Annotated in this window: 21 protein-coding genes; 3 read left to right on the top strand and 18 right to left on the bottom strand. The window is 39.7% G+C overall.

Going from position 1 to position 23295, the window contains the following annotated elements; translation table 11 throughout:
- Positions 1-31: 31 nt before the first annotated feature.
- The 10 genes from J5A74_04345 to J5A74_04300 all read right to left on the bottom strand — a co-directional run bounded on the left by J5A74_04345 (position 32) and on the right by J5A74_04300 (position 11718).
- Positions 32-1468, bottom strand: coding sequence for a lipopolysaccharide biosynthesis protein (locus J5A74_04345; protein QUI96541.1), 1437 nt, complete (start codon positions 1466-1468; stop codon positions 32-34).
- A gap of 10 nt (positions 1469-1478) precedes the next feature.
- Positions 1479-2411 carry a glycosyltransferase family 2 protein gene (locus tag J5A74_04340; protein ID QUI96540.1) on the bottom strand — a complete coding sequence of 311 codons (933 nt, stop codon included), beginning with the start codon at positions 2409-2411 and terminating at the stop codon, positions 1479-1481.
- Positions 2405-3304, bottom strand: coding sequence for a glycosyltransferase family 2 protein (locus J5A74_04335; protein ID QUI96539.1), 900 nt, complete (start codon positions 3302-3304; stop codon positions 2405-2407). Before J5A74_04335 ends, J5A74_04340 begins: the two co-directional genes overlap by 7 nt.
- Entirely contained in the window at positions 3305-4279 is a 975-nt protein-coding gene (locus tag J5A74_04330) for a glycosyltransferase family 8 protein (GenBank protein ID QUI96538.1), read from the bottom strand.
- 71 nt (positions 4280-4350) lie between these two features.
- Positions 4351-6018 carry a 2-isopropylmalate synthase gene (leuA, locus tag J5A74_04325; GenBank protein ID QUI96537.1) on the bottom strand — a complete coding sequence of 556 codons (1668 nt, stop codon included), beginning with the start codon at positions 6016-6018 and terminating at the stop codon, positions 4351-4353.
- 25 nt (positions 6019-6043) lie between these two features.
- Entirely contained in the window at positions 6044-7399 is a 1356-nt protein-coding gene (locus tag J5A74_04320; GenBank protein QUI96536.1) for a phosphoglucosamine mutase, read from the bottom strand.
- Entirely contained in the window at positions 7399-8271 is an 873-nt protein-coding gene (gene rfbD, locus J5A74_04315) for a dTDP-4-dehydrorhamnose reductase (GenBank protein ID QUI96535.1), read from the bottom strand. The genes J5A74_04320 and rfbD overlap by 1 nt, the downstream gene beginning before the upstream one ends.
- Positions 8271-9293, bottom strand: coding sequence for a dTDP-glucose 4,6-dehydratase (rfbB, locus tag J5A74_04310; protein QUI96534.1), 1023 nt, complete (start codon positions 9291-9293; stop codon positions 8271-8273). The genes rfbD and rfbB overlap by 1 nt, the downstream gene beginning before the upstream one ends.
- 137 nt (positions 9294-9430) lie before the next feature.
- Positions 9431-10228: a YARHG domain-containing protein gene (locus tag J5A74_04305; protein QUI96533.1), complete on the bottom strand. Its 798-nt coding sequence runs from the start codon at positions 10226-10228 to the stop codon at positions 9431-9433.
- A 167-nt stretch (positions 10229-10395) separates the two neighbouring features.
- Positions 10396-11718 carry a purine permease gene (locus J5A74_04300; GenBank protein ID QUI96532.1) on the bottom strand — a complete coding sequence of 441 codons (1323 nt, stop codon included), beginning with the start codon at positions 11716-11718 and terminating at the stop codon, positions 10396-10398.
- Positions 11719-11981: 263 nt separating this feature from the next.
- Between J5A74_04300 and J5A74_04295 the strand changes: the two genes are divergently transcribed.
- Positions 11982-12359 carry a RidA family protein gene (locus tag J5A74_04295; GenBank protein QUI96531.1) on the top strand — a complete coding sequence of 126 codons (378 nt, stop codon included), beginning with the start codon at positions 11982-11984 and terminating at the stop codon, positions 12357-12359.
- Positions 12360-12534: 175 nt separating this feature from the next.
- Positions 12535-15237 (top strand): magnesium-translocating P-type ATPase, encoded by a 2703-nt coding sequence (gene mgtA / locus J5A74_04290; protein ID QUI96530.1) that lies wholly within the window; start codon positions 12535-12537, stop codon positions 15235-15237.
- 88 nt (positions 15238-15325) lie between these two features.
- On the opposite strand, the gene J5A74_04285 is transcribed toward mgtA, so the two are convergent.
- The 5 genes from J5A74_04285 to J5A74_04265 all read right to left on the bottom strand — a co-directional run bounded on the left by J5A74_04285 (position 15326) and on the right by J5A74_04265 (position 19837).
- Positions 15326-16075 (bottom strand): amino acid ABC transporter ATP-binding protein, encoded by a 750-nt coding sequence (locus tag J5A74_04285; protein ID QUI96817.1) that lies wholly within the window; start codon positions 16073-16075, stop codon positions 15326-15328.
- A 45-nt stretch (positions 16076-16120) separates the two neighbouring features.
- The gene (locus J5A74_04280) at positions 16121-16966 is read right to left on the bottom strand and encodes a transporter substrate-binding domain-containing protein (GenBank protein QUI96529.1); all 846 of its coding nucleotides are present in this window, start codon (positions 16964-16966) and stop codon (positions 16121-16123) included.
- Positions 16967-16990: 24 nt separating this feature from the next.
- Positions 16991-17656, bottom strand: coding sequence for an amino acid ABC transporter permease (locus J5A74_04275; GenBank protein ID QUI96528.1), 666 nt, complete (start codon positions 17654-17656; stop codon positions 16991-16993).
- Between the two features lie 22 nt (positions 17657-17678).
- Positions 17679-18860 (bottom strand): mandelate racemase/muconate lactonizing enzyme family protein, encoded by a 1182-nt coding sequence (locus J5A74_04270; GenBank protein ID QUI96527.1) that lies wholly within the window; start codon positions 18858-18860, stop codon positions 17679-17681.
- A 191-nt stretch (positions 18861-19051) separates the two neighbouring features.
- On the bottom strand, positions 19052-19837 hold the full coding sequence (locus J5A74_04265) for an EF2563 family selenium-dependent molybdenum hydroxylase system protein (GenBank protein ID QUI96526.1): 786 nt from the start codon (positions 19835-19837) through the stop codon (positions 19052-19054).
- Between the two features lie 159 nt (positions 19838-19996).
- Here J5A74_04265 and yqeC point away from each other — a divergent pair, with 159 nt between their 5' ends.
- Positions 19997-20710, top strand: coding sequence for a putative selenium-dependent hydroxylase accessory protein YqeC (gene yqeC, locus J5A74_04260; GenBank protein QUI96525.1), 714 nt, complete (start codon positions 19997-19999; stop codon positions 20708-20710).
- Here the strand turns inward: yqeC and J5A74_04255 are convergent.
- The 3 genes from J5A74_04255 to J5A74_04245 form a co-directional block, all read right to left on the bottom strand.
- Entirely contained in the window at positions 20646-21296 is a 651-nt protein-coding gene (locus J5A74_04255; protein ID QUI96524.1) for a nucleotidyltransferase family protein, read from the bottom strand. The two genes, yqeC and J5A74_04255, sit on opposite strands and share 65 nt — an antisense overlap.
- Positions 21297-21466: 170 nt before the next feature.
- Positions 21467-22642: a transposase gene (locus tag J5A74_04250; protein QUI96523.1), complete on the bottom strand. Its 1176-nt coding sequence runs from the start codon at positions 22640-22642 to the stop codon at positions 21467-21469.
- The gene (locus tag J5A74_04245; GenBank protein ID QUI96522.1) at positions 22639-23256 is read right to left on the bottom strand and encodes an IS607 family transposase; all 618 of its coding nucleotides are present in this window, start codon (positions 23254-23256) and stop codon (positions 22639-22641) included. Before J5A74_04245 ends, J5A74_04250 begins: the two co-directional genes overlap by 4 nt.
- Between the last annotated feature and the right edge of the window lie 39 nt (positions 23257-23295).

Genomic DNA, 23295 nt, shown 5'->3' with positions numbered 1-23295 from the left:
CAATGTCGCTCTTGTCACCAAAACAGGTTTTTTATTCACTGCTTCCTTTTCCTTTCCTCATTGTTTCCACCAAAAGAAGGAAACTTTCATTTTTTGTCCACATTGACAACAAAATATAGACCACAATACCCACAAAAATTTGAATTCCTAGGCGAATCACACCGAAAGAAAAAATCCTTCCACTGGCATAGACGGCCATTCCCATCAAAAGAGAAATGACTACGGAGGACATAATATCTCTCCACTGCTCCCAAATGCTGTAGTGCAATATCTTTTTATTTGGCCAGGCATTGATAAAAGTGCACAAAAAGTCAGCTACTGCCTTTAGTGCAATCAAGGCCACTGCCCCATAGGAAATGCCAATCACCAAAACCACCAAACTCAATGCCTTTTTAATAATTTCCAATTTTAAAAACATATCGCTCTTTCCCACCGCATTGAGTGCCTGTAAGTTTGCAATATGAATTGGCCAAAAGGCATAGCTTGCACACATCAATTGCAAAAAGATGACCGAACCACTCCACTTTGGTCCCAACAAGACGGCAATCAATGTATCTGCCACTGCCGCCATTCCCGCCATCATGGGAAGAACAATATACGAGCTCAATGTAATAGATTTTCTGAGCATTGACTTCACCCGCAATCTTTCATCCTGCTTTTCTGCCATCACAGGCAAAAGTACAGATTGCATTGCTGCACCCAAATTGGTGACAATCAATTTGGGAAATTGTTCACCTCGATTGTAATTGCCAAGCACATCATCAGAATATACCCTTCCCATCACTAGCCCCTGCAAATTATTAAAAATGGTATCAATCAAGGATGCACACAGAAGTTTCCAACCAAATTGAAACATCTCGCCCAGTCTTTCAAAATCACAGACAAAACTTGGCAACCAGTCAATGGTCACAAATAAAACCATCATCAAAACCACATAGTACACAATCTGCTGCCAAACTAAGGCCCACACGCCCATTCCCTTCATCGCCATAAAGATGCTGACGCCTCCTGAAAAGATGGCCGCAAACAATGTCGAAATAAATAGGCTTCGAAACTCCATCTTCTTTGCCACATAGGCATTTTGTACGGAAATAATTGCCCCTGGAAAGACAATCACACTCATCACTCGAAAAATTTTGACCATCTGTGGTTGATGATAAAACCGGGCAATCACAGGCGACAGCAAAAACATGAAAATATAGACCACAAGGGAAGAACATAAATTCAAAAAAAAGACGGAAGAAAAATCAACCCCATCGGCATCCTTCCTCTGAATAAGGGCGGTTGCAAATCCATTTTGCACGAGCACATTGGCAATCGTAGTAAAAATCATAATAATGGCAATGACGGTATATTCCCTCGGAGACAAAAGTCTCGCCAAAATGACAGAAACTACAAATTGCACGGCCTGTGATCCACCATTTTCCAATAATTTCCAAAAGAGTCCACTTGCAACTTTTTTATTCATAAGTTCTCCACTATATATTGAGCATCTGCCCAATGGTCAGTATGGGTTTGCTCTTAAAAAAACGATGGTGCAGAATGCTCTGTATCTTTTCTATTCTACCCAAACCTTCTAGGCGAACAAACTCCTCTACAATCTCTTTCTTTTTCTCTGGCATTCTCTTGCCATAAATTTGAAGCAATGACCTTGCCTGTGCAAACATGAATTGATAATTCCTTTGATACACCTTCCTTTGATCGAGATAAGTGCTCAACAAATCCCAAGAGAGTGGCTTTTTAGCTCCCATCGCATTGGTCGCATGCTGACGATACAATGTGAGTGGTTCCTCAATATAGGACACTCGCCCAATGGCAGCAGCCACTAAGGCCAGCCACCAATCGTGCATCACACAATCCATCGGTTCTTGATAGGCACGAAGTAATGCCCCATTGATCATCATCGAATTGCCCGTCACTGTGTTTTCAACCAGTCGATAGCGAAGACTCTTTTGATGTGGCAATTGCCCCATAAACTCAGCCATATTCGAATGTGTAATATTGAGATTTTCATCCGTAAGTGCCAGGTTGGCATGAACTAAAATGGGCATCTCACTGCCATAGCGTTCTTCCATCTTCTTCATTCGCCCAAACATTGTGGACACTTTATTGGGCAACCACAAATCATCCTGATCTGCCAACATCACATAGGGCAAGTCGCTGTCCTTTGCTTTTGAGAGCATATAAAAAAAGTTTTCTTTTGCACTCTTTGATGGCTTTTCTTTTTCCATCCACTTTACTTTTTCTGGATAGAGTTCTTGAAATTTTTTAATGATCTCTACTGTTCCATCCACAGAGCCATCATCACAAATCTCAATAGCAATATTCTGTTCATCCTGCTCAAGAATAGATTCTAATTGTTGGGCAAGATATCTCTCTCCATTAAATGTTGCCAAAAGTATGGTTACCACTTTATATCCTCCACAAAATCCAGTGCCATTGTTTCCAAATCGACTACCTTAAAAAATAGCACAGACAATAACCTCTGCCACTTTGGAATATGCAAATATTTTTCATAGTAATAGAGCGTGCTCTGCTTGCGAATTTTCTGTCGCTTTCCATTCTTTCCAAATGATTTACTGATGCTCACAGAATGCCTGTGCAAATAACTACCATCGAGATAGAGCATCGAGCGATAGCCATGATCTTTTAGACGCTTTCCAAGAATGGTCTCCTCCTCATAGAGAAATACATTCTCATCATAGCCACCACTTTTTAACACCGCATCAACTTTGACAAGTAACAAAGAGCCTGGCAATGCATCCACATATACACCATGTTTCCCCTCAAAATAAGATGAAGGATAGTGCAAAATCTTTCGAAATACCCTCCTTGTGATTGGTCCTGCCTCCAATAAATCAAATAGCCAAGGTCGAATGGGAAATGCAGGTGCTCCATGTACAATATTTTCCTTGCTTCCTGGTCGGTTCTCAATCCCTGGCAACTTCATTTTTGGTGCAATTAGTGCTAACTTTTTATTTTTTTTCAAAATTACACACATCTTTTTTAGCACATCTTCAGAAATATAGGTATCTGGATTGGCAATCAATGCCATATCAAAATGATTTTCATGAGCATAGTAAAGTCCGATATTGTTGCCATAGCCATAGCCACCATTTCGTTTCGCCTGAATAAAGATCACTCGCTCGCAAGCTCTCGCCTTTAATCGAACTCTTGAATCATCACTTGAATTATTGTCCACAACAATCACTTTCGCAATAGAGGGCAATGCTTCCAATCGTTCAATCTGTGCCAATGTTGTCTCCACATCATTATAATTTACAACAATTGCCGCTACCTGCATTTAATTTCCCTTCTTCTTTATCTGTCCCTGAATATACCATGTCGAAATCTGTCGCCTTGCCCATGGACTAATCAAGGTCAACACATTCATTCCATGATAGGCATACATATACATTCGCTTTCCTGGAATATCCTTTCGGTCTGCCCAAGGTGTCAATTTCTTATACTTTTGATAGACCTTTCGATAGTAATTTCGATTTCCCACAAGCCATGGTCGCTCATCCCCTGCAAAATGCACTATACTAGGATGTTTCATCGCCCTCTCATACATTTTCTTTGGAATTAGGCGATACACCTTTGACATCTTGACCAATTCCTCGTACTTCCAATAGCGATAATTTGAAAAGAAATTATATTGCGGATCAATAATTTTAATCTCCCAACGAAGTGCACCATTGATGGCATCTTGGTCACTGAATAGACTTCTTCGCTCAATGGTCTCGTGATAGTATAGCACTCGATTTCTTGCATTCTTCTGCCTCCACTTTTTCAAGTCAATCAGCAATACTCCCGAATTAAAATAAGGTGCATCCATCGCAATGCCTGCATCTTCCCGAATTTCTGGATTGATGGTCGGCTCCATTGCCGCTCCCAAAATCTTTCCGTCCAAATCCATTGTATAGAGCTTGTGTAAATTCTTGCAGACCACTGTGTCACAATCTAGATAGAGCACTCTTTCTACCTCTTCTGGCAAGAGCTCCCCGACAAAGAGTCTACCCATAATACTGATATCAAATTTGCCCGTATCAATTGGATAATCGAAGCGGTCCTTTAAATCAGCCAAATTCAAAATTTCAATTTCTCTTTGATAACTATGAACCAATTTATTCAATTTCGTCTTTGACAACTCACTGATTCCTGTCGAAATTACATAAATTTTGATTTCTTCCTCTGCTTCATTGTTTTCTAGGAGAGAGACGACACTCACTGCAAGATGTCGAACATAATTTTCATTTGATACATATACAATATTCATCTTTCCCTCGTATGATAATTAGACCTGACAAAAAAGGACTTCTCCCCTTTGTCAGGTCCACTATTTTCCTTCTAGTAGAATAATCTATTTACTGCTGAGAAAATGCCTCGAATAGACGCCTTCGTAATATTTCCTGAAACACCGACACCATAGGTCGTCTTTCCACTCTTGACATCTAACATATGGATGTAAGAAGCTGCCTGTGCATTTGAGCCAGACCGAAGTGCATGCTCACTGTAATCCAAGATCTTGATTTCAATACCAAGTTCCTTTTCTAAGCCTGTGCGCACAGCATCAATTGGGCCATTGCCCACACCTTCAAAATGCTTCTCCACACCATGCATCTTATACTCCACCTGAACTAAGGTCGCAAACTCACCTTCATCCACTTCTGTATCTGTGATATGGCATTTGATAAAGTGAATAGGCTCTTTTCGCTCAAGATAGTCCTTCTCAAACTCCTTGTAGATTTGCTCAGGCGAAACCTCTCCCTGTGCCTCACTCATCTTTTGAATGACATCAGCAAATTCCTTGTGCATACCCTTTGGCAACTGGAAGCCATAGAAAGTATCCATAACAAAGGCTACGCCACCCTTTCCTGACTGAGAATTAATTCTAACCACAGGCTCGTACTCTCTTCCAATGTCGCTCGGATCGATTGGAAGGTATGGCACTTCCCAGTAGTCCTGATTTCTCTCTCGCATCGCATGCATTCCCTTGTTGATCGCATCCTGATGAGATCCCGAAAATGCGGTAAACACTAACTGTCCTGCATATGGATGGCGAGGATCAATCTTCATCTTTGTGCAGCGCTCATAGACATCCACAATCTCACGAATATTATTTAATTCAAGATTTGGGTCAATACCCTGAGAGAACATATTATAGGCCACATTTAAGATATCCACATTTCCTGTTCGCTCTCCATTGCCAAAGAGGGTACCTTCCACACGATCCACACCCGCTAAGAGGGCAAGCTCTGTCGCTGCAACCCCTGTTCCTCTGTCGTTGTGTGGGTGAATACTTAAAATAATGGAATCTCTATTCTTAAAGTGGGTATTCATCCACTCAATCTGATCGGCATAGACATTTGGTGTATTCATCTCCACCGTATTTGGAAGATTAATAATGATCTTCTTTTCTGGCGTCGCCCCCCAAGCATCCTGTACTGCGGTACAAATTTCAAGTGCATAGTCTAATTCTGTTCCCATAAAGCTCTCTGGGGAATACTCCAAAATAATCTCCCCGTCATGGTCTTTTTGATACTTTTTGACCATCTCCACACCATCGACTGCAATCTGCTTAATTTCTTCCTTGGTCTTTCCAAAGACCACATCTCTTTGCAGTGTAGAGGTCGAATTGTAAATATGAACCACGGTCTTTTTAATTCCCTTGATGGCCTCAAAGGTTCTCTTAATCAAATGCTCCCTGCACTGGGTGAGCACCTGAACTTGCACATCATCAGGAATTAGCTTTCGATCCACTAACTGACGCAAAAAGTCAAACTCAATCTGTGATGCCGCAGGAAATCCAATTTCAATCTCCTTAAATCCAAGTTTAATCAGGAGGTTAAACATCTCAATCTTTTCTTCCACAACCATTGGCTCAATCAAGGCCTGATTGCCATCTCTAAGATCTACAGAGCACCAAATGGGTGCCTTCATAATTTCCTTATCAGGCCAAGTTCTCTCTGGGAATTTTACTACGGGAACTCTCCTGTATTTTTCAGTATGCTTCATTATCTATCCTCCTTAAAACTTATCTCTATTCAATAACAAACCCTCTTTTTCTCATCACCTCGATGACCTGATTCGTGCAATTTTCGCAAATATCTGTGCTTTTTGCCTCCACCATCACACGAACTAATGGTTCTGTTCCACTGGCTCTAACTAAAATTCTTCCATCATTGCCAAGCTCTGTCGCCACTGCATCCACAGCCTTTTTTACTTCGACATCATTTTGAGCCTCTTCCTTATCCGTCACACGAATATTCTTTAACACCTGTGGGAATACCTTGTACTCCGACACAAGCTTACCTAAAGTCTCCTTCTTCTCCAGCATAACTTCCATAATTTTTAGAGAAGTCAAGATGCCATCTCCTGTAGTCGCATTCTTTGAAAAGATAATATGTCCTGACTGCTCTCCGCCGAGGCAATGACCATTGGCAGACATATTTTCATAGACATACTTATCGCCCACCTGTGTCTTTTCATAGGCGATGCCATCTCTGTCAAAGGCCTTATAGAGACCAAAGTTTGACATCACCGTAGTGACCACCGTGTTGTGTAGTAATGTGGAATTTTCCTTCATATACTTTCCACACACATATAAAATTCCATCGCCATCGACCACATTTCCATTTTCATCGACAGCTAGGCAGCGGTCGGCATCGCCATCATAGGCAAATCCGACATCACAGCCTTCTTTTTTCACATATTCGCACAAATGCTCAATATGTGTGGAACCACAGTCTGTATTAATATTAAATCCATCTGGCACATTGTTGATGACATGTGTCTCTGCACCAAGGGCATCAAAAACATTTTTTGCAATGGCTGATGCTGAACCATTGGCACAATCGAGTGCCACCTTCTTTTTCTTAAAGGAGCGAGTTGCTAGGGAAATCAAAAATCCAATATAGCGGTTTCTACCAGCTGAGTGATCCACCGTTCTACCAATCTTTTCATCCACAGCAAATGGAACATCGTCTCCGCAGCCGTCTAAGTAAGCCTCAATTTTCTCGATTACGCTCTCCTCCAACTTCTCACCATTGCCATTAATAATCTTAATTCCATTATCATAGTATGGATTGTGACTTGCACTAATCATAATTCCGCAATCAAAATCCTCTGTGCGCACCACATAGGATACGCTTGGTGTTGTTGTCACATGCAATAGATAGGCATCTGCTCCCGATGCAGTGAGCCCCGCAGCCAAAGCGTTCTCAAACATATAACTGGATCTTCTGGTATCTTTTCCAATGATAATCTTACACTTATCCTGCTTTGGACTTTGTCCATAGTACCATCCAATAAATCTTCCCACCTTATAGGCATGCTCCACTGTCAATGTGACATTTGCTTCTCCACGAAAACCGTCTGTTCCAAAATACTTTCCCATTATAAACTCCCTTCACTCTTCAACTCTAATAGATATCTGTGTAGTGCATCCTGCCATGTCGGCATCAATGCAAAACCGTTTTGGCTAAGCTTGCTCTTATCCATACGGCTATTATGTGGTCTCTTTGCCTTCACGGGGAACGCACTCGAGTCCACTGGCGTCACCTTTACTTCACTCATCCCCGCTTGCTTAAAGATCTCACAGGCAAATTCATACCACGAGCACAACCCTTCATTGGTTGCATGGTATCGGCCATACTTATCTGTCACAATCATATCACTCAATAAAACAGATAAATCTGGCGTGTAGGTCGGTGATCCAATTTGATCATCTACTACACTGACTGCTCCCCTCTCCTTGCCAAGACGAAGCATCGTCTTAATAAAGTTATTGCCATGTAGGCCAAACACCCATGAAATACGGACAATAAAGAATTTCTTGCAATACTTTTCTACTGCAAGTTCACCCTCATACTTCATCTGTCCATACACATTGAGTGGTGCTCTCTGATTATCTGGCTGCCAAGGACTTGTGCCCTCGCCATTAAATACATAGTCTGTGCTAATATACATCAACGCAATATCTAGTTCTTCACAAACCTTTGCGATATTTTCAGTTCCTATGGCATTGATCTTTCGCACAAGCTCTGGTTCATCCTCTGCCCGATCCACTGCAGTATATGCTGCGCAGTGAATGATCGCATCAATCTTTCCTCTTTGGTTTTCTTCCTTGATGACTCGATCACAGGCATTGGCATCTGTAATATCCATCTCAGCAACATCAACTCCAATGGCCTCTATCTTTCTTCTCTCAAGTTCTGCCATCAAATCGCTGCCGAGCTGCCCTCTTGCACCGGTTACCAATACTTTCATTATAATTTATCTCCATACATCTTATCAAAATAGCTGGTGTACTCTCCACTCAAGATATTCTTCCACCACTGTTCATTGTCCAAATACCACTGAATGGTCTTTACAATTCCTGTGTCAAATGTGTACTCTGGCTTCCAACCAAGCTCTGTCTCCATCTTTGTCGGATCAATGGCATATCTTCTGTCATGTCCTGGTCGGTCTGTGACATACTTAATCAAACTCTCTGGCTTATTGAGGGCCTTTAAGATTGTCTTCACCACTTCAAGGTTTGTTCTCTCATTATGTCCACCAATGTTATAGACCTCACCAACTCTTCCCTTTCGCAAAATCAAATCAATCGCCTTACAATGATCTGTGACATAGAGCCAATCTCTGACATTTTCGCCCTTTCCATATACAGGAAGATCCTCATTCGCCAACGCTCGGCTAATCATCAATGGAATTAGCTTCTCTGGGAAGTGGTATGGTCCATAATTATTGGAACACCTTGAGATCGTCACTGGCAAGCCATAAGTTCTATGATAAGCAAGAACAAATAAATCTGCACTTGCCTTTGACGAAGAATATGGACTAGAAGTGTGCAGTGGTGTCTCCTCTGTAAAGAATAGATCTGGACGATCTAGTGGAAGATCTCCATAGACTTCATCCGTAGATACTTGATGATATCTTTGAATGCCAAAGGTTCTGCATGCGTCAAGAAGTGTTGTTGTTCCTGCCACATTCGTCCTCACAAAGGCCTCTGGGTCAACAATGGATCTATCCACATGACTTTCTGCTGCGAAGTTGACAACCACATCTGGCTTCTCTTCTTCAAAGAGTTTAAAGATAAACTCTCTGTCTGCAATATCTCCTCTGACAAACTTATAATTTGGCTTATTCTCCACCGGCTTTAGCGTTTCTAAATTTCCCGCATAGGTCAATAAATCCAAATTTACAATCATATCTTCCGGGTAAGTGTTTACCATGTAGTGCACAAAATTTCCACCAATGAAACCTGCGCCACCTGTAACAATAATTTTCATATATTATTCTCCCTGGCTATATTTTAAAGTCTAACTATTATTTTACTCATTTTTCCCAAATAAGACAACTGCAAAATCATAAAAAGACCATATATAACGAAATTTCGTATATATGGTCGAAGTTTTTTATTCATTTTCTATTTTAGCGAAGACAACAGCTCAATATTTTTCTTTTCATACTTATTGAGCACAGATTCATTAAAATCTTCTGAAGACACCGTTCCTGAATACCAAGGTTGTGCAGAAAAATAATCTTGTAAATCACTTGATTTGAATCTTCTGCCATGTCTCGCATAGATTTCATTGAGTGCATAGCGAATGGTCTGTTTATCCCATCCTGCAAAATCACTCTTACTATAGTATATGGAGTCAGTATAAGGCAAAATATACACTCCATCTGCAAATGGCTGAATTCCAGTTGCTGCAGCAGTGGTTGAGGCCACATTTTTACTGGAGGCCCCAGATGACAGTGAAGATAATAATTCTATATTCTTTTTCTCATACTGATTGAGTACAGATTCACTAAAATTCTTTGGTTCAATACTTCCATAGTACCAAGATTGTGCAGAAAAATAATTGCGTAAATCCTCAGAATCAAATTTTCTGCCATGCCGTGCATAGATTTCATTGAGTGCATAGCGAATACTCTGCTTATCCCATCCTGCAAAATCATTTGCACTATAATACATAGAATCGCTATATGGCAAAATATAATTTCCTGATGAATTGGCCTGTGCTGGTGCTTGCACCACCTGAACAACGGTCTGTGCAGCTGCTGTCTGCTGTTGACTCTGAACTGCACTGTTTGCTGTCGTTGTAGCTGCTGCCGTTGTACTTGTCTCTTCTGTAGATCCCTTGGTATCTACCTTTACTGTGATGCAACCCGTTGATATTAAGGCAATGATTCCCAACAGCAAAATCTGTTGCTTTTTCATTCTCAACTCCCCTTTCTTTGTATAATTTTTATACTTTATCCCCTTTTTTTATTATACATATATACATTTTTCCTGTCAATCATTTCAAAAAAAGAACCACCACAAATGATGTGGTGATTCTTTCTAATCGTTTTTACTATTTGGTCTAATAATATAGACAACTTATCCTATTGCTTCGCCTTCTTTGCCTTTGGCAAAATAATATTCAAGATAATGGCACTGACGGTTGTCACAACAACAGGGCTCTTTCCAAAAATTATCGTTACCCACTCTGGAAATGTTGCTAGTGCCTCCTGTGCCTGAGAAATTCCCATTCCCAGTGCAACAGACAAACCAACAATCGAAGTTGCTCGATAATTCATCTCTTCTGTATTGATCAAACGCATACCCGTCATTGCAATGGAAGCAAATACAGAGATCGTTGCTCCTCCAAGCACTGCCTGAGGAATGGTGGTCAAAATTGCAGAAATCTTTGGCACAAATCCCGAAATCAAAATCAAAATTGCTGCCAAGCCAAGCACACAGCGGTTGACAACCTTTGTTGTGGTGACAATACCAACATTTTGTGAGAATGTCGCCGTAGGAAGTCCACCGAGCAATGCACCAATGATATTGGTGAATCCATAACCCAAAATTCCACCACGAAGCTCATCTTCACTTGGAAGGCGATCCATTGATCCGCTCGTTGTTGCCGTCATATCTCCAATTGCCTGGATGGAATTGATGGCAAACAAAAGTCCCATGGCAACACAGGATGGCAGGTCAAATTGCAATCCAAAGTGCACAGGATTTGGAATCGCAACCCAAGATGCATCTGCTATCGCCGAAAAATTGACCATACCAAAACATAGCGACACAATATAGCCCACAATAATTCCAATGAGGATGGAGGCCAGCTTTAAAAATCCCTTGGCAAAGTGATTTAATATCGTCACCGTGGCCAGCGTAATCAGTGCAATAATCCAATGAATCGGTGCACCATAATCCTTTGCATTTTTTCCACCTGCCATATAATTGACCGCAGTCGGGTATAAGGATAGACCAATGGTAAATACAACCGTTCCTGTAATCAGAGGTGGGAAAAACTTTTGAATTTGCTTAATAAATAAGCCAACAATTAGTGCAATCACACCGCCCACAATCTGTGCTCCAAGAATAGCACCTATGCCATGTACCTTAGCAATCGCTTCCATTGATGGCACATAGGCAAAACTGATGCCCATAATCACGGGGAGCCTTGAACCAAATCGAAACTTGCCTGCACCCAGCCCAAAGAGCTGAAGTAGCGTCGACAACCCTGCAACCACAAGTGCTGATTGAATCATAAGCACCTTGTCTGCTGGAGCAATTTTAGCTGCAGTCGAAATAATAATCGCAGGTGTAACACAGCCTACAATCATTGCAACCACATGCTGCAATGCCAATGGAAATGCCTCCGAAAATTTCGGAACTCCATCCAACTGAAAAATCAAACTATTTTCCCTGTTCATAACTAAAATCCTTTCGGTTATTATAGGCTCTTGATAAGCCCTGCATTGGTTAGTATAGACCTGTGATAGTTCTATTGCTTCATTTTCTCATTGAAATGATATTTTGTAAACAGTAAATTAAATGTTTTTTACTATGTACAATAAAAAAATCACATTCTATATATAATCTTAAGTGTTGAAAAATCATTGAAATTGTTGTATCCTAAAATCATTAGCAGGTTTGCACATATTACTTGCAGTATATTATTATGGAGGAATTATTTATGAAGTCAGAAATTAAAACAGAAAATGCACCATCTGCTATTGGACCTTATTCGCAGGCCATCGAAGCAAATGGTACGGTCTATGTTTCTGGTCAAATTCCAATTGTTCCAGCAACTGGTGAATTTATTTCTAATGATATCAAGGAGCAGACTCGTCAGTCGCTCACTAATATTGGAGAAATTTTAAAGGCAGCAGGTCTTGACTTTTCTAATGTCGTAAAGACCACTGTACTTCTTTCTGACATTGCAAACTTTACTGCAATGAATGAAGTATATGGCGAGTTTTTCCCAGCCCCTTACCCAGCACGTGCCGCATTTGAGGCCGCTGCTCTTCCAAAGGGTGCCTTGGTTGAAATTGAGGTTGTCGCAGTGCGATAACTTATTGCCAAGCTGTCGCAAATTGCGACAGCTTTTTTTATGCTCAAATATGTGCAAATGAACAAAGGAGGTGATCGTATGGATGCTGACGGGAAATCGCAGAATTTGAATATGAGAAGAAAGGAGAGACCACTCAAATTCTAAACAAACTTGGATTTGAGTGGCAACATAAAGAATGACCAAAAGAGAAAACATTCAATTTATGGCAACACACTCAATTGAAGAAATCCAAAAGCATCTCGATGTGACACTTCAAGGACTGACTGAGGAAGAAGTTGAAAACAACAGAGAAAAATATGGCACAAATAAAGTGACCAAAGAAAAGAAGAAACCTCTCTTTAAAAAATTGGCCGAGGCCTTTATTAATCCCTTCACTGTGGTACTTTTTTGCTTGGCCATTGTATCCACTACAACCGATATTATTTTTCCCTTGCTGTCTCTATTTGGCAATACAAAAAAGGACTTTAATCCGGTCACAGTGATCATTATTCTCACCATGGTCTTTTTATCTGGTGCACTCCGCTTTATTCAAGAGAGCCGAAGTGGAAATGCTGCTGAAAAATTATTGGCGATGATTACAACTACTTGTACTGTCACTAGAAAGGATCAAAGTCACATTGAAATTCCTCTCGATGAGGTTGTCGTCGGAGATATTGTTCACCTTGCAACGGGAGATATGATCCCTGCCGACCTTCGAATCCTAAAAGCCAACGACTTCTTTGTCACACAGTCAAGTTTAAGTGGGGAGAGTGAACCCCTTGAAAAATCACCAAAAAATTGTCAAGAGACGAAAGAAACCATCACTGACTATTCTGACATTGCCTTTATGGGAAGCAATGTTATTTCTGGAAGTGCCACAGGTCTTGTCATTTCTGTCGGAGACCACACACTCTTTGGCTCTATGACCTCCGCAGTAGCCAAAGAATCTGTGGAGACAAACTTTACCAAAGGGGTCAATGCCGTTTCCTGGGTGTTGATTCGCTTTATGCTCATTATGGTTCCCCTTGTATTTGTCATCAATGGCTTTACGAAGGGAAATTGGGTTTCTGCATTTTTATTTGCCATTTCCATTGCAGTGGGATTAACACCTGAAATGCTCCCAATGATTGTAACCACCTGTCTTGCAAAGGGTGCTGTCTCTATGAGCAAAAAGAAAACCATTGTAAAAAACTTAAATTCCATCCAGAACTTTGGAGCAATTGATATTTTATGTACGGACAAAACAGGAACCTTGACTCAAGATAAGGTTGTATTAGAGTATCACTTAAATACCAGTGGAGATGAGGACTCCCGCGTCCTTCGCTATGCTTATCTCAATAGTTACTTCCAGACAGGATATAAGAATTTAATGGATCTAGCCATTATTCAAAGAACAGAGGAAGAAGAGGCTCAAGATAAACAACTCCTTGACCTCTCTGAAAATTATATCAAAATCGATGAGATTCCATTTGATTTTACTCGCCGAAGATTGACGACGGTTGTTCAAAAAAAATCCGGAAAGATTCAAATGGTAACCAAGGGGGCCGTGGAGGAGATGCTCTTGGTTTGTTCCCTTGCCGAATACAATGGGGAAGTCCAACCCATTACCCAAAAACTTCGCGAGCATATTTTAGAAACAGTGGACTCTCTAAACGACAAGGGATTTCGAGTTCTTGCCATCGCAAGAAAAGACACAGCAAAGGAAAGTTGTACCGTAGACGATGAGTACAATATGATTCTCATGGGCTATTTGGCATTTTTAGATCCACCAAAGGAATCCACCGCCGATGCCATCCAAGCACTCAAAGACCACGGTGTAAGGACAAAAATTCTTACTGGCGACAATGAGAAGGTAACCAGAACAATCTGTAAAACTGTGGGACTTGAAGTCAACAATATGCTACTCGGTGCAGATATTGAGCAAATGGATGACAAAGAACTTGGAAAGACAGCAGAGACAACGGAAGTTTTTGCCAAGCTCACACCAAATCAAAAATCAAGAGTTGTCTCTGTTCTCAGAGAAAATGGACACACCGTTGGCTTTATGGGTGATGGCATCAATGATGCCTCTGCAATGAAGGCTGCAGATATTGGCATCTCTGTAGATACTGCCGTCGATGTTGCCAAGGAATCTGCAGATATTGTTTTGCTTGAAAAGAATTTAATGGTGCTTGAGTCTGGCATTGTCGAGGGACGAAAGACCTACGCCAACATGATCAAGTACATCAAGATGACCGCTTCATCCAACTTCGGAAATATGTTTTCCGTGCTTGCAGCCTCCGCACTCCTTCCTTTCCTTCCAATGGAAAGCATGCACTTAATTCTCTTAAACTTAATTTATGACTTATGTTGTACGGCCATTCCATGGGACAACGTGGACGAAGAGTTTATCAAGCTGCCAAAGAATTGGGATGCCTCTAGCATTGGCAAATTTATGGTTTGGATTGGACCGACAAGTTCCATCTTTGACTTTGCAACCTATGCCTTTATGTACTTTATTTTCTGCCCACACTTTGTCAGCCATGGCATTCCTTATCATCACCTTACCAACCATTTTCAAGGTGCTGAACTTGCCCATATGAAAGAAAGCTATATTTCGATGTTCCAAGCTGGCTGGTTTGTGGAATCTATGTGGAGTCAATCTCTTGTCATCCATATGATTCGAACCGTAAAGTTGCCATTTTTACAAAGTCATGCTTCTGCACCACTGACATTATTAAATTTCTTTGGAATTTTTGTCGTTACCACTATTCCTTTTACACTGCTTGGCAAGTTATTGGGATTTGTGGCACTGCCACTTTCTTATTTTATCTATCTGATTCCATGTATTTTGCTCTACATGGTACTTGCCACAGTTATAAAAAAGGTCTATGTTCATCGCTACAAGGAATGGCTGTAGACCGTCAACATAAACCTTATTTATTTTGGGGAGTCACAAATCTTTTGCGACTCCCCCTTGTTTTTACTTCTATCCAAACTCCTTCTGTTTATTTGCTGATCACTTCCAAACTTCTGCGCAAAAACTGTTGTAGCCTTGGAAGAATTGGATGTACGAGAATTTCCTCTGGTGATCCATCTGCTGCCACTTTAGCATCATCCAAAAATAGGATTCTACTTGCGACATCTTTTGCAAAGGCAATTTCATGTGTCACTAGCACCATGGTAATTTCTTCCCTGGCCAGCTTTTGAATAATCGAAAGCACTTCCATAACAAGTTCAGGGTCAAGTGCCGAGGTTGGCTCATCCAAAAGGAGAACGCTTGGACGAACGGCCAATGCTCTTGCGATACCAATACGCTGTTGCTGTCCGCCCGACATATGAGAAGGATATTTATCCTTGTGCTCAAGCATTCCCACTTTCTCAAGTTGTGCCAGTGCAATCCCTCTTGCCTCTGCCCTACTCTTTTTTTGTACTATTAAGAGTGGTTCCATGACATTTTCCAGTGCTGTCTTATTCTTAAATAAATTATAGTTTTGAAAAACCATAGCCGATTGCTTTCTTAATTGTGCAACCTGACTTTTTGTATGTGTCTTGGCATCGACTGAAATTCCATTGACCATCACTTTGCCACTTGTTGGTGTTTCCAAATAATTGAGGCATCTGAGTAGGGTGGATTTTCCAGTCCCAGAAGGACCAATAATCGCAACAACTTCATTCTTATAGATACTCAAATCAATGTCCTTTAATACATAGCTCTTTCCATCAAAGGTCTTTGAAAGTTTTTCAATGCGAATGATTTCTTCTTTTTTGCTCAATATACTCATTCTACTGTCCGATCTGCATTAGCGATTTGCCTTTAAGTAATCATCACTAATAAGCTTTGTTGCATCCTCATTGAACCATTTTGTTACAATTTTTGAAATTGTTCCATCTTTTTGCATATCTGCAATCTGTTGATTCATTTCCTTTCTCAATTCCTGTCCTTTTTCATTGTTCTGGAAAAACCAACCAACATTATTGCCAAAGAGTTTCTGATCAAGCATTCTAAACTTTAATCCCTGACCAGCCTCTGTCTTCTTAATTGTTGTCACTGTATGGGCATAAGCATCCACTCTTCCAAGTGCTAAGTCCTGAAGACCAGCATTGGTATCTTCATAGGTGATGACATTCCAGTGATGATCCTTAGCCATCTCCTCAATAGTTACCTGTGCTGCCTGTCCAGCAGTAACTCCAATCTTTTTGCCATTGAGATCATCTACTGTCTTATAGCTAGAATCGTCCTTTACTGCAATAACCTGTGCATCCGCATAAATTGGATCAGATGCCAGATAGGTATCCAGTCGTTTTTGTGTAATTGCCCAACAATTGGCTGCCACATCAATGCGGTCACTTCCCAGCTCTCCAAACAATGCTGACATATCAGGAATCTGCACCATTTCAATCTTATATCCTGTGCGCTTTCCCACTTCATCCCACAGTTCTGCCTCAATTCCCGTCCACTTATTGTCACTAGAAATCAATGAATATGGCTCATTTTTCCCTGTTGTTCCCACACGAATCACTTTTGTACTAGCTGCATCTGCTGCCTTACTCTCTGTGCTCTGTGTCGCCTTTTCTGCCTTTGCTCCACAACCACTTAATCCCAATACTGCCACCAAGGCAAGTGCCATAACATTTCTTAACTTCATCTTTTCTCTCCTTTGATCTATTTTTTAATACATCTTTTCACATTTCTTCTCTAAAATCTTTTGAATGCCCATGAGAATCAATGTAATAATCCAATAAATTACAATGACGCAGGCATAGATTTCAAAAAATTTAAAACTTCCTGCACCAGCAACCTTTGCCTCACCCATCACATCTCGGACACCGACCATAAAAGCCAGAGACGATAACTTAAATAAATTAATTAAGTCATTAAATAATGCTGGCAAGGCCACTCGAAATGCCTGCGGAATGACAATGCGATAAGTCAACTGCCAATTACTCATTCCAAAGGCAATGGCCGCCTCCCTCTGTCCATTATCCACAGACATCAAGGCTCCTCGAACTGTCTCTGAGATAAACGCACTCATATTCAAACTCATAATCACTGCCACACTGACAACAGGTGACATATTTAAAATCAATGAGCTGACATTAGCCAGTCCATAATAAAAGAAAAATAGCTGTGCCACTGCAGGTGTACCACGCATAAAGGAAACCCAAACCTTTAGAATTAAATTGAGTCCCACAACTTTGTGATAGCTAATTAAGCCAAGTATCAAGCCCAATAGTAAAGAAAACACTGCTGCACAGAGTGTAAGTGTCAATGTCACATTTAATTTTGAAGCAACCTGTGGCAATACCTCAAAAAAATATCCCCAATCAAATTTCATCAATACAATCCCCTCTATCTGCCTACTCTATCGTCACTCGCTTGCTGTGCAAAAAGCAGTACTCTGACAACTCATTGCCAAGACCTGGAAGTTCTGGCACTGTGTACTCACCATGGACAGGCTGATGGTCATAAATACATAATTGTTTTAGATAGGGATGTAAATTATAAACATGATGCTCATGAATCGTAAAATTTGAAATTGCTGTTTCTAATTGAAGTGCTGCGGCCGTAGAAAGCGGGCTTGCACAGACATGCATTTGCACACCAACATCAAAGATATGAGCAAGGTCACAAATCTTTTTTGCCTCCGTAATTCCTCCGCAATTTCCAATATCTGGCTGAATCAATGCCAAAGAACCATCCTGAAAATATGGCATATACTGCCATCGACTATATATTCTCTCCCCATGAGCAATAGGAATAGAAATTTTTTCACACAATTTTTTCGTGAGATTTGGATCAGGTGTTGTCGGCTCTTCCATATAGAGAATATGATAGGGCTCAATCATCTTGGCAAATTTTATTGCTCCTTGTAAATCGAGCACCGCATGTACTTCAACCAAAAGAGCAACATCTTCTCCCACGGCTTCACGCACTGCCTTAATTCGCTCAACAGCCAACAACAGAGTTTTATCACTGACTTTACTATTTGTTTCATCAAATCGAAATCGCCTTCCACTGGTGTCAAAAGTTAAAAAATCAATTTTTATGGCATCATAGCCATCATCAACAGCCATTTTGGCATATTGAACATAATCCTCTGTTGTCAGTGCTGACATTTTGTCTTCGCACCAGCCAAATTGCAATTGACTCGCATAACAGCGAAGTGATGAATTGACCTTTCCACCTAGAAGTTTATACACTGGCGTATTGTAGTACTTTCCCTTGATATCCCACAGGGCAATGTCAATGGCTGACATTCCAGCAAAGACAATTGGTCCACCATTTTGTCCCCAAAAAGATGACTTATACATCTTTTCCCAAATAAGTTCATTGTCAAGCGGATCCATTCCCATCACCAAACTGGACAGATCCTGCACCATGCCAAATGCTGCCGTCGATCCCTTGGCATAGGCAATGGCTGCCTCACCATCTCCATAGATGCCACTATCTGTATATATTCGACAAACTACAGGGCGAAATGCTGCATTGCTTGCTGAACCACAGTCCACCTGCATCACATCAATTTTTGTGATTTTCATCTTTTTTCCTTTCTTTTTTATTTTTTAATTATTATACACTATTTATTATATTTTGGATATATTTATTGAATATTTAAATATTTACTGTAATTTATTTAATAATTTTATATGTTGATGCCCAAATAAAAAGCTCATAGAGTGACTTTCTCACGAAAAATCTCCCTATGAACCAAAATTATTTCTCTATTTTCCTATGAAACCTTCATCTTTACAATGGCCTCAAGCACTCCACCAGCAATTGCAAAGGCCTTGTCTGAGCACATTGTATAATTTGCTTGTTCTCCCCTTGGATCAATATCTCCACATTTCATTCCTTCAAAGACTTCAACGCCATCCTGCAACATTCCTCGAATCATTCCATCAATGCTGGCCACAATGGGAAGTTGATCAACAAATGCTACAACTTCTCCCCTTTTGACCAGATCACCAAAGGTTTTCTTTCCACAAAATTTGCCTGCTTTTGGTGCACGAAACACTCTCTCCACAGTAAATCCTGCAATATTTCCAGGAATACCTGTATTTTCAATGGCACTTCCCTCATAAATTGCCCGCCCAAGGGTATGCCCTCTCATTGACTCAATCACTGCATGGCAATCCTTTCCCGCACAAAATCCAGGACCAACTCCAATGACCACACTGGCATCGCTGATCTTTGTGCCCAAATTTTTTTTGGCCACAATGGCATCAATCTCGACATCCGGTTTCATCTGTCGCACAACTTTTCCAGTTGAATCAACCAACACAGGAATCTGTCCCCTGTCAATAATCTCTTGTGCCTCCAAAATATCCCTAGCAAGTACAGCTTCTACGCCTTCCACTTCCATTCTTCCAAGACGAATCGCCTCTGAGAAACTGACTGAGCGGCGAACAGCCGTAGGAACCTCTAAATCACTCATCACTACTCTAAGTCCTGCATTGTGTAGACGAACACCAATGCCACTTGCCAAATCTCCCGCTCCACGAATATAAACTAACATGAAAATACACCTTTCTCCTCTTACTTGCTATACTATAACCGTCTTATTATACCACCTTTTTTTATTCTCCCTGCTGAAAAAATCCTACAAACTTGTTATACTAGCTACATAGAAGTTTCAAGCACTATGCACAGCAAGATCGTAAAGAGAGGAGGAACGATGTTATTTTCAAAACTCTTTCATATCCAAAGAGGAATTACTTCATTGATTGGCAGTGGTGGAAAAACCACGGCCATGGCGATATTAGCCAAAGAACTAAGGCCAAAAGGGCGGGTTCTTCTGACCACAACAACCCATATCCTTTCCATAGAAAATTATCCGATCATAAATACCTATCGGAAAAATTTATCTGAAATTCTTTCCGCTTTTCAACATCAAAAAGAACAGGACATTATCGTACTAGGGGAATGTAATACAGATAAAAAAGAAGAAAAGCTCTCTGCCCCTTCGATTGAACTCTCCCTTCTTCTTCCCTACTTTGACTATATTCTTGTCGAAGCTGATGGATCTAAGCGACTTCCCCTCAAGGCTCATGCGGATTATGAACCTGTAATACCCACAAAAAATGCGCAGACTATTGGCATTGTCGGGGCCTCCGGATTTTTTCAAAGAGCAGATCAAGTCTGCCATCGCCTTCCCCTATTTCAAGAAATTTTAAGATCAAAGGGAATTTTCCTGAATAGTGAAGGGATGATCACTCCCTCTATGGTTGCCACGGTTTTAGAATGTGAAAGACTCTGCGATCAAGTCTTTGTCAACCAAATGGATCTCATCTGCAAAGATAAAACAAAAGAAATGATTTTTGAATTCAAAAAACACCTTTCGATTCCGACATATTTTGGAAGTTTTTTAGATCATTTTCTAATTGAATAAGTTCTTCTTTGGTGTCAATGTCAATAAATTCCCAATTGGATTTTGCTCGAACAAGGAAAATCTTTTGTGCATTCTTTACTAATGCTCCACCGCCTTTGTCTCCTGTAAGGGCAGACAAGCTATTTCGATAACTTATCGGAAAGAGATTGGGGGCGATGCCCAATCCCTCTCTTGTTGCCAAGCGAATAATATAGTCTCTGTGCTCCATAAATTTTTTCCCCATTTCTACAATAGAACTTGGCAAAAGCAGGGGCTGATCTGCGGTAATAAAAAGCACACCACTCCAATCTTGAGATTTCTCACTGTGCAAGGCAACTTTTATGGTATCCGACTGTGTCTGAAAGCAGGCATCCACGGCAACCACATCAACAGTATACTTCATTGCCATCTCTTCTATCTTTTGGTATCTTGTCACTACCATTGGACGATCAAAAAGCCCTGATTCTCGTACTTCTTTGTCACAAACGGTATCCAAAATATAAGAAATTAAAGCTCTCCCCTGAAAATTTGCCAATAATTTATTTTCTCCAAATCGCCTAGACCAACCACTGGCCATCACGACAATGCCAATTTTATTCACGGCCATCCGTTACTGAAAACTTATAAAAAGCTAATAAACTTTTATGTTTCATTCCTACTTCATCGAGTATGCTTTCATACTGAATAAATTCAAATACTAATTACAAGTTCTTGTACTCTCCGTAGGCGTCAATTCCCGATTAACGTTCGGTACATATCTGTAATAACTTTAAAGTGTTACACTACAGATTGTTTTAAAACATTCTCTCCATACTGCTTTAGATTCAAACTTGCTTGAAAATCTCTATCTATGATGTTTCCACATTCACATTTATAAATTCTGTCAGACAGTTTCAAATCTTTTTTAATATTTCCACAACAACTACATAGTTTAGAACTTGGAAAGAATCTGTCTGCTATAATGACTGAAATATTATTCCAGTTAGACTTATACTCAATCTGCTTTCTAAATTCATAAAAGCATTGTTGTTGTACTGCTTTGGATAAATGCTTATTTTTCATCATTCCACTTACATTCAAATCTTCCATACAGATAAAACTTGGTTTTCGCTTTATGATTTCAGATGTTGTCTGATGTAAGTAGTTTTGACGAATATTTGTTAATCGTTTTATTACTTTTAAAAGTTCTTTTTCTCTTTTTATTATGTTACTTGTTTTACAATAACTGCCTCCTTTCTTATTTTTCTCATATCTTCTTGATATTGAACGCTGTAACCTGCGTTTTTTCTTTTCTATTTTTCTTACTTTTTGTGTTTTATTTATGTTCTTATAAGTATTTCCATCAGAACAAACTGCTAAGTTTTTAATACCTAAATCAATTCCGACACCATCATTTGATGGAAGATTATTATTGTCATCTACTTCAATTCCAATAGATACATACCAATACAATCCATCATATGTAAAGCGTGGATTTAAGTATTTACAGTTAATTGGTATTCTTTCTTTTTCACAAAGTCTAATCCAATTCAATTTTTGTTTATTTCGTCTTTTACTCATTGAAAATCCTTCGACTTTTACATGAGTATCTGTAAACTGAATTTTACCAGTATCTTGATAAAAAGAAGGAGTTGAATGCTTTTTACTTTTAAATTTAGGATATTTGCATTGCCCTTTGAAAAATTTTTTATAGGCATTACAAGCATCTTTGATTGCCTGCTTTGTTACATTATTACTTACTTCATTTAGCCATCTATACTCTGGCAGTTTCTTTAGCTGTGTAAATTCTTTTCGTAATTCATTATCCGATAAGAATTTATTTTTTTGCTTATAGTTCTCTTGTTCCTTTGCAATAGCCCAATTGTAAGCAAATCTCGCACATCCAGCATATTGAAATAGTTTAGTAATCTGTTTATTATTTGGGTATAGTCTGATTTTTATTGATTTTATCATTTTTCACTGTCAACCTCAATTAATTCATTTACTAATTCTCTAGCTTTATTAGCACGTTTGCCTTGTAATTTACAACTAAAAACTGTGATAATTTGAACTAAATCTTCTACAAGCTCTTGCTGTTCTGATTTTTCTGTATTATCAATTATTTCTATGTCACAATTATATAAACTTGCAACATATTCAACTAATTCAAATCCAAATCTTAGTAGTCTGTCTTTGTAAAGAACTACAACTTTTTCCACTTTATTTTGAGATATACGTTTAATTAATTCTCTTAAACCCTTTTTCTTATAATTAATTCCAGAACCTATATCCGAAATTATTTCATAAGGTTTCCCTTGAGCATTTAGATACAGCTTCATATTCTCTATTTGTCTTTCTAAATCATCTTTTTGTTTATTGCTTGAAACTCTGCAATATCCAATGACAATTCTATTCAAATCAGATTTTATATTCATAACCTGATTTAATTGTTCATGAGAATAATATCTGTATCCATTACTAGACACATGATGTGGATGAAGTTTACCGTTTGCATCCCAATTTCTAAGTGTTTGGGCTGATACTCCTAAAATTCTTGAAAATTCTCTGATAGAATAGTATTTACTCATAATTAAAGTTCTTAAAGCCTCCTTTTCAATATTTATATT

The sequence above is a fragment of the Lachnospiraceae bacterium oral taxon 096 genome, from assembly GCA_018141845.1.
In the GTDB taxonomy this organism is placed as follows: domain Bacteria; phylum Bacillota; class Clostridia; order Lachnospirales; family Lachnospiraceae; genus F0428.
Note: the sequence above shows the minus strand (reverse complement) of the source record. Positions and strands in the feature narration are given on the sequence as shown.

What these genes read in the sequence shown, in the direction of transcription:
- J5A74_04345 (QUI96541.1), bottom strand. Translation starts at nt 1,468, where the DNA reads ATGAATAAAAAAGTTGCAAGTGGACTCTTTTGGAAATTATTGGAAAAT.
- J5A74_04335 (QUI96539.1), bottom strand. Translation starts at nt 3,304, where the DNA reads ATGCAGGTAGCGGCAATTGTTGTAAATTATAATGATGTGGAGACAACA.
- J5A74_04330 (QUI96538.1), bottom strand. Translation starts at nt 4,279, where the DNA reads ATGAATATTGTATATGTATCAAATGAAAATTATGTTCGACATCTTGCA.
- leuA (QUI96537.1), bottom strand. Translation starts at nt 6,018, where the DNA reads ATGAAGCATACTGAAAAATACAGGAGAGTTCCCGTAGTAAAATTCCCA.
- J5A74_04320 (QUI96536.1), bottom strand. Translation starts at nt 7,399, where the DNA reads ATGGGAAAGTATTTTGGAACAGACGGTTTTCGTGGAGAAGCAAATGTC.
- rfbD (QUI96535.1), bottom strand. Translation starts at nt 8,271, where the DNA reads ATGAAAGTATTGGTAACCGGTGCAAGAGGGCAGCTCGGCAGCGATTTG.
- rfbB (QUI96534.1), bottom strand. Translation starts at nt 9,293, where the DNA reads ATGAAAATTATTGTTACAGGTGGCGCAGGTTTCATTGGTGGAAATTTT.
- J5A74_04305 (QUI96533.1), bottom strand. Translation starts at nt 10,228, where the DNA reads ATGAAAAAGCAACAGATTTTGCTGTTGGGAATCATTGCCTTAATATCA.
- J5A74_04300 (QUI96532.1), bottom strand. Translation starts at nt 11,718, where the DNA reads ATGAACAGGGAAAATAGTTTGATTTTTCAGTTGGATGGAGTTCCGAAA.
- J5A74_04295 (QUI96531.1), top strand. Translation starts at nt 11,982, where the DNA reads ATGAAGTCAGAAATTAAAACAGAAAATGCACCATCTGCTATTGGACCT.
- mgtA (QUI96530.1), top strand. Translation starts at nt 12,535, where the DNA reads ATGACCAAAAGAGAAAACATTCAATTTATGGCAACACACTCAATTGAA.
- J5A74_04280 (QUI96529.1), bottom strand. Translation starts at nt 16,966, where the DNA reads ATGAAGTTAAGAAATGTTATGGCACTTGCCTTGGTGGCAGTATTGGGA.
- J5A74_04275 (QUI96528.1), bottom strand. Translation starts at nt 17,656, where the DNA reads ATGAAATTTGATTGGGGATATTTTTTTGAGGTATTGCCACAGGTTGCT.
- J5A74_04270 (QUI96527.1), bottom strand. Translation starts at nt 18,860, where the DNA reads ATGAAAATCACAAAAATTGATGTGATGCAGGTGGACTGTGGTTCAGCA.
- J5A74_04265 (QUI96526.1), bottom strand. Translation starts at nt 19,837, where the DNA reads ATGTTAGTTTATATTCGTGGAGCGGGAGATTTGGCAAGTGGCATTGGT.
- yqeC (QUI96525.1), top strand. Translation starts at nt 19,997, where the DNA reads ATGTTATTTTCAAAACTCTTTCATATCCAAAGAGGAATTACTTCATTG.
- J5A74_04255 (QUI96524.1), bottom strand. Translation starts at nt 21,296, where the DNA reads ATGGCCGTGAATAAAATTGGCATTGTCGTGATGGCCAGTGGTTGGTCT.
- J5A74_04250 (QUI96523.1), bottom strand. Translation starts at nt 22,642, where the DNA reads ATGATAAAATCAATAAAAATCAGACTATACCCAAATAATAAACAGATT.
- J5A74_04245 (QUI96522.1), bottom strand. Translation starts at nt 23,256, where the DNA reads ATGAGTAAATACTATTCTATCAGAGAATTTTCAAGAATTTTAGGAGTA.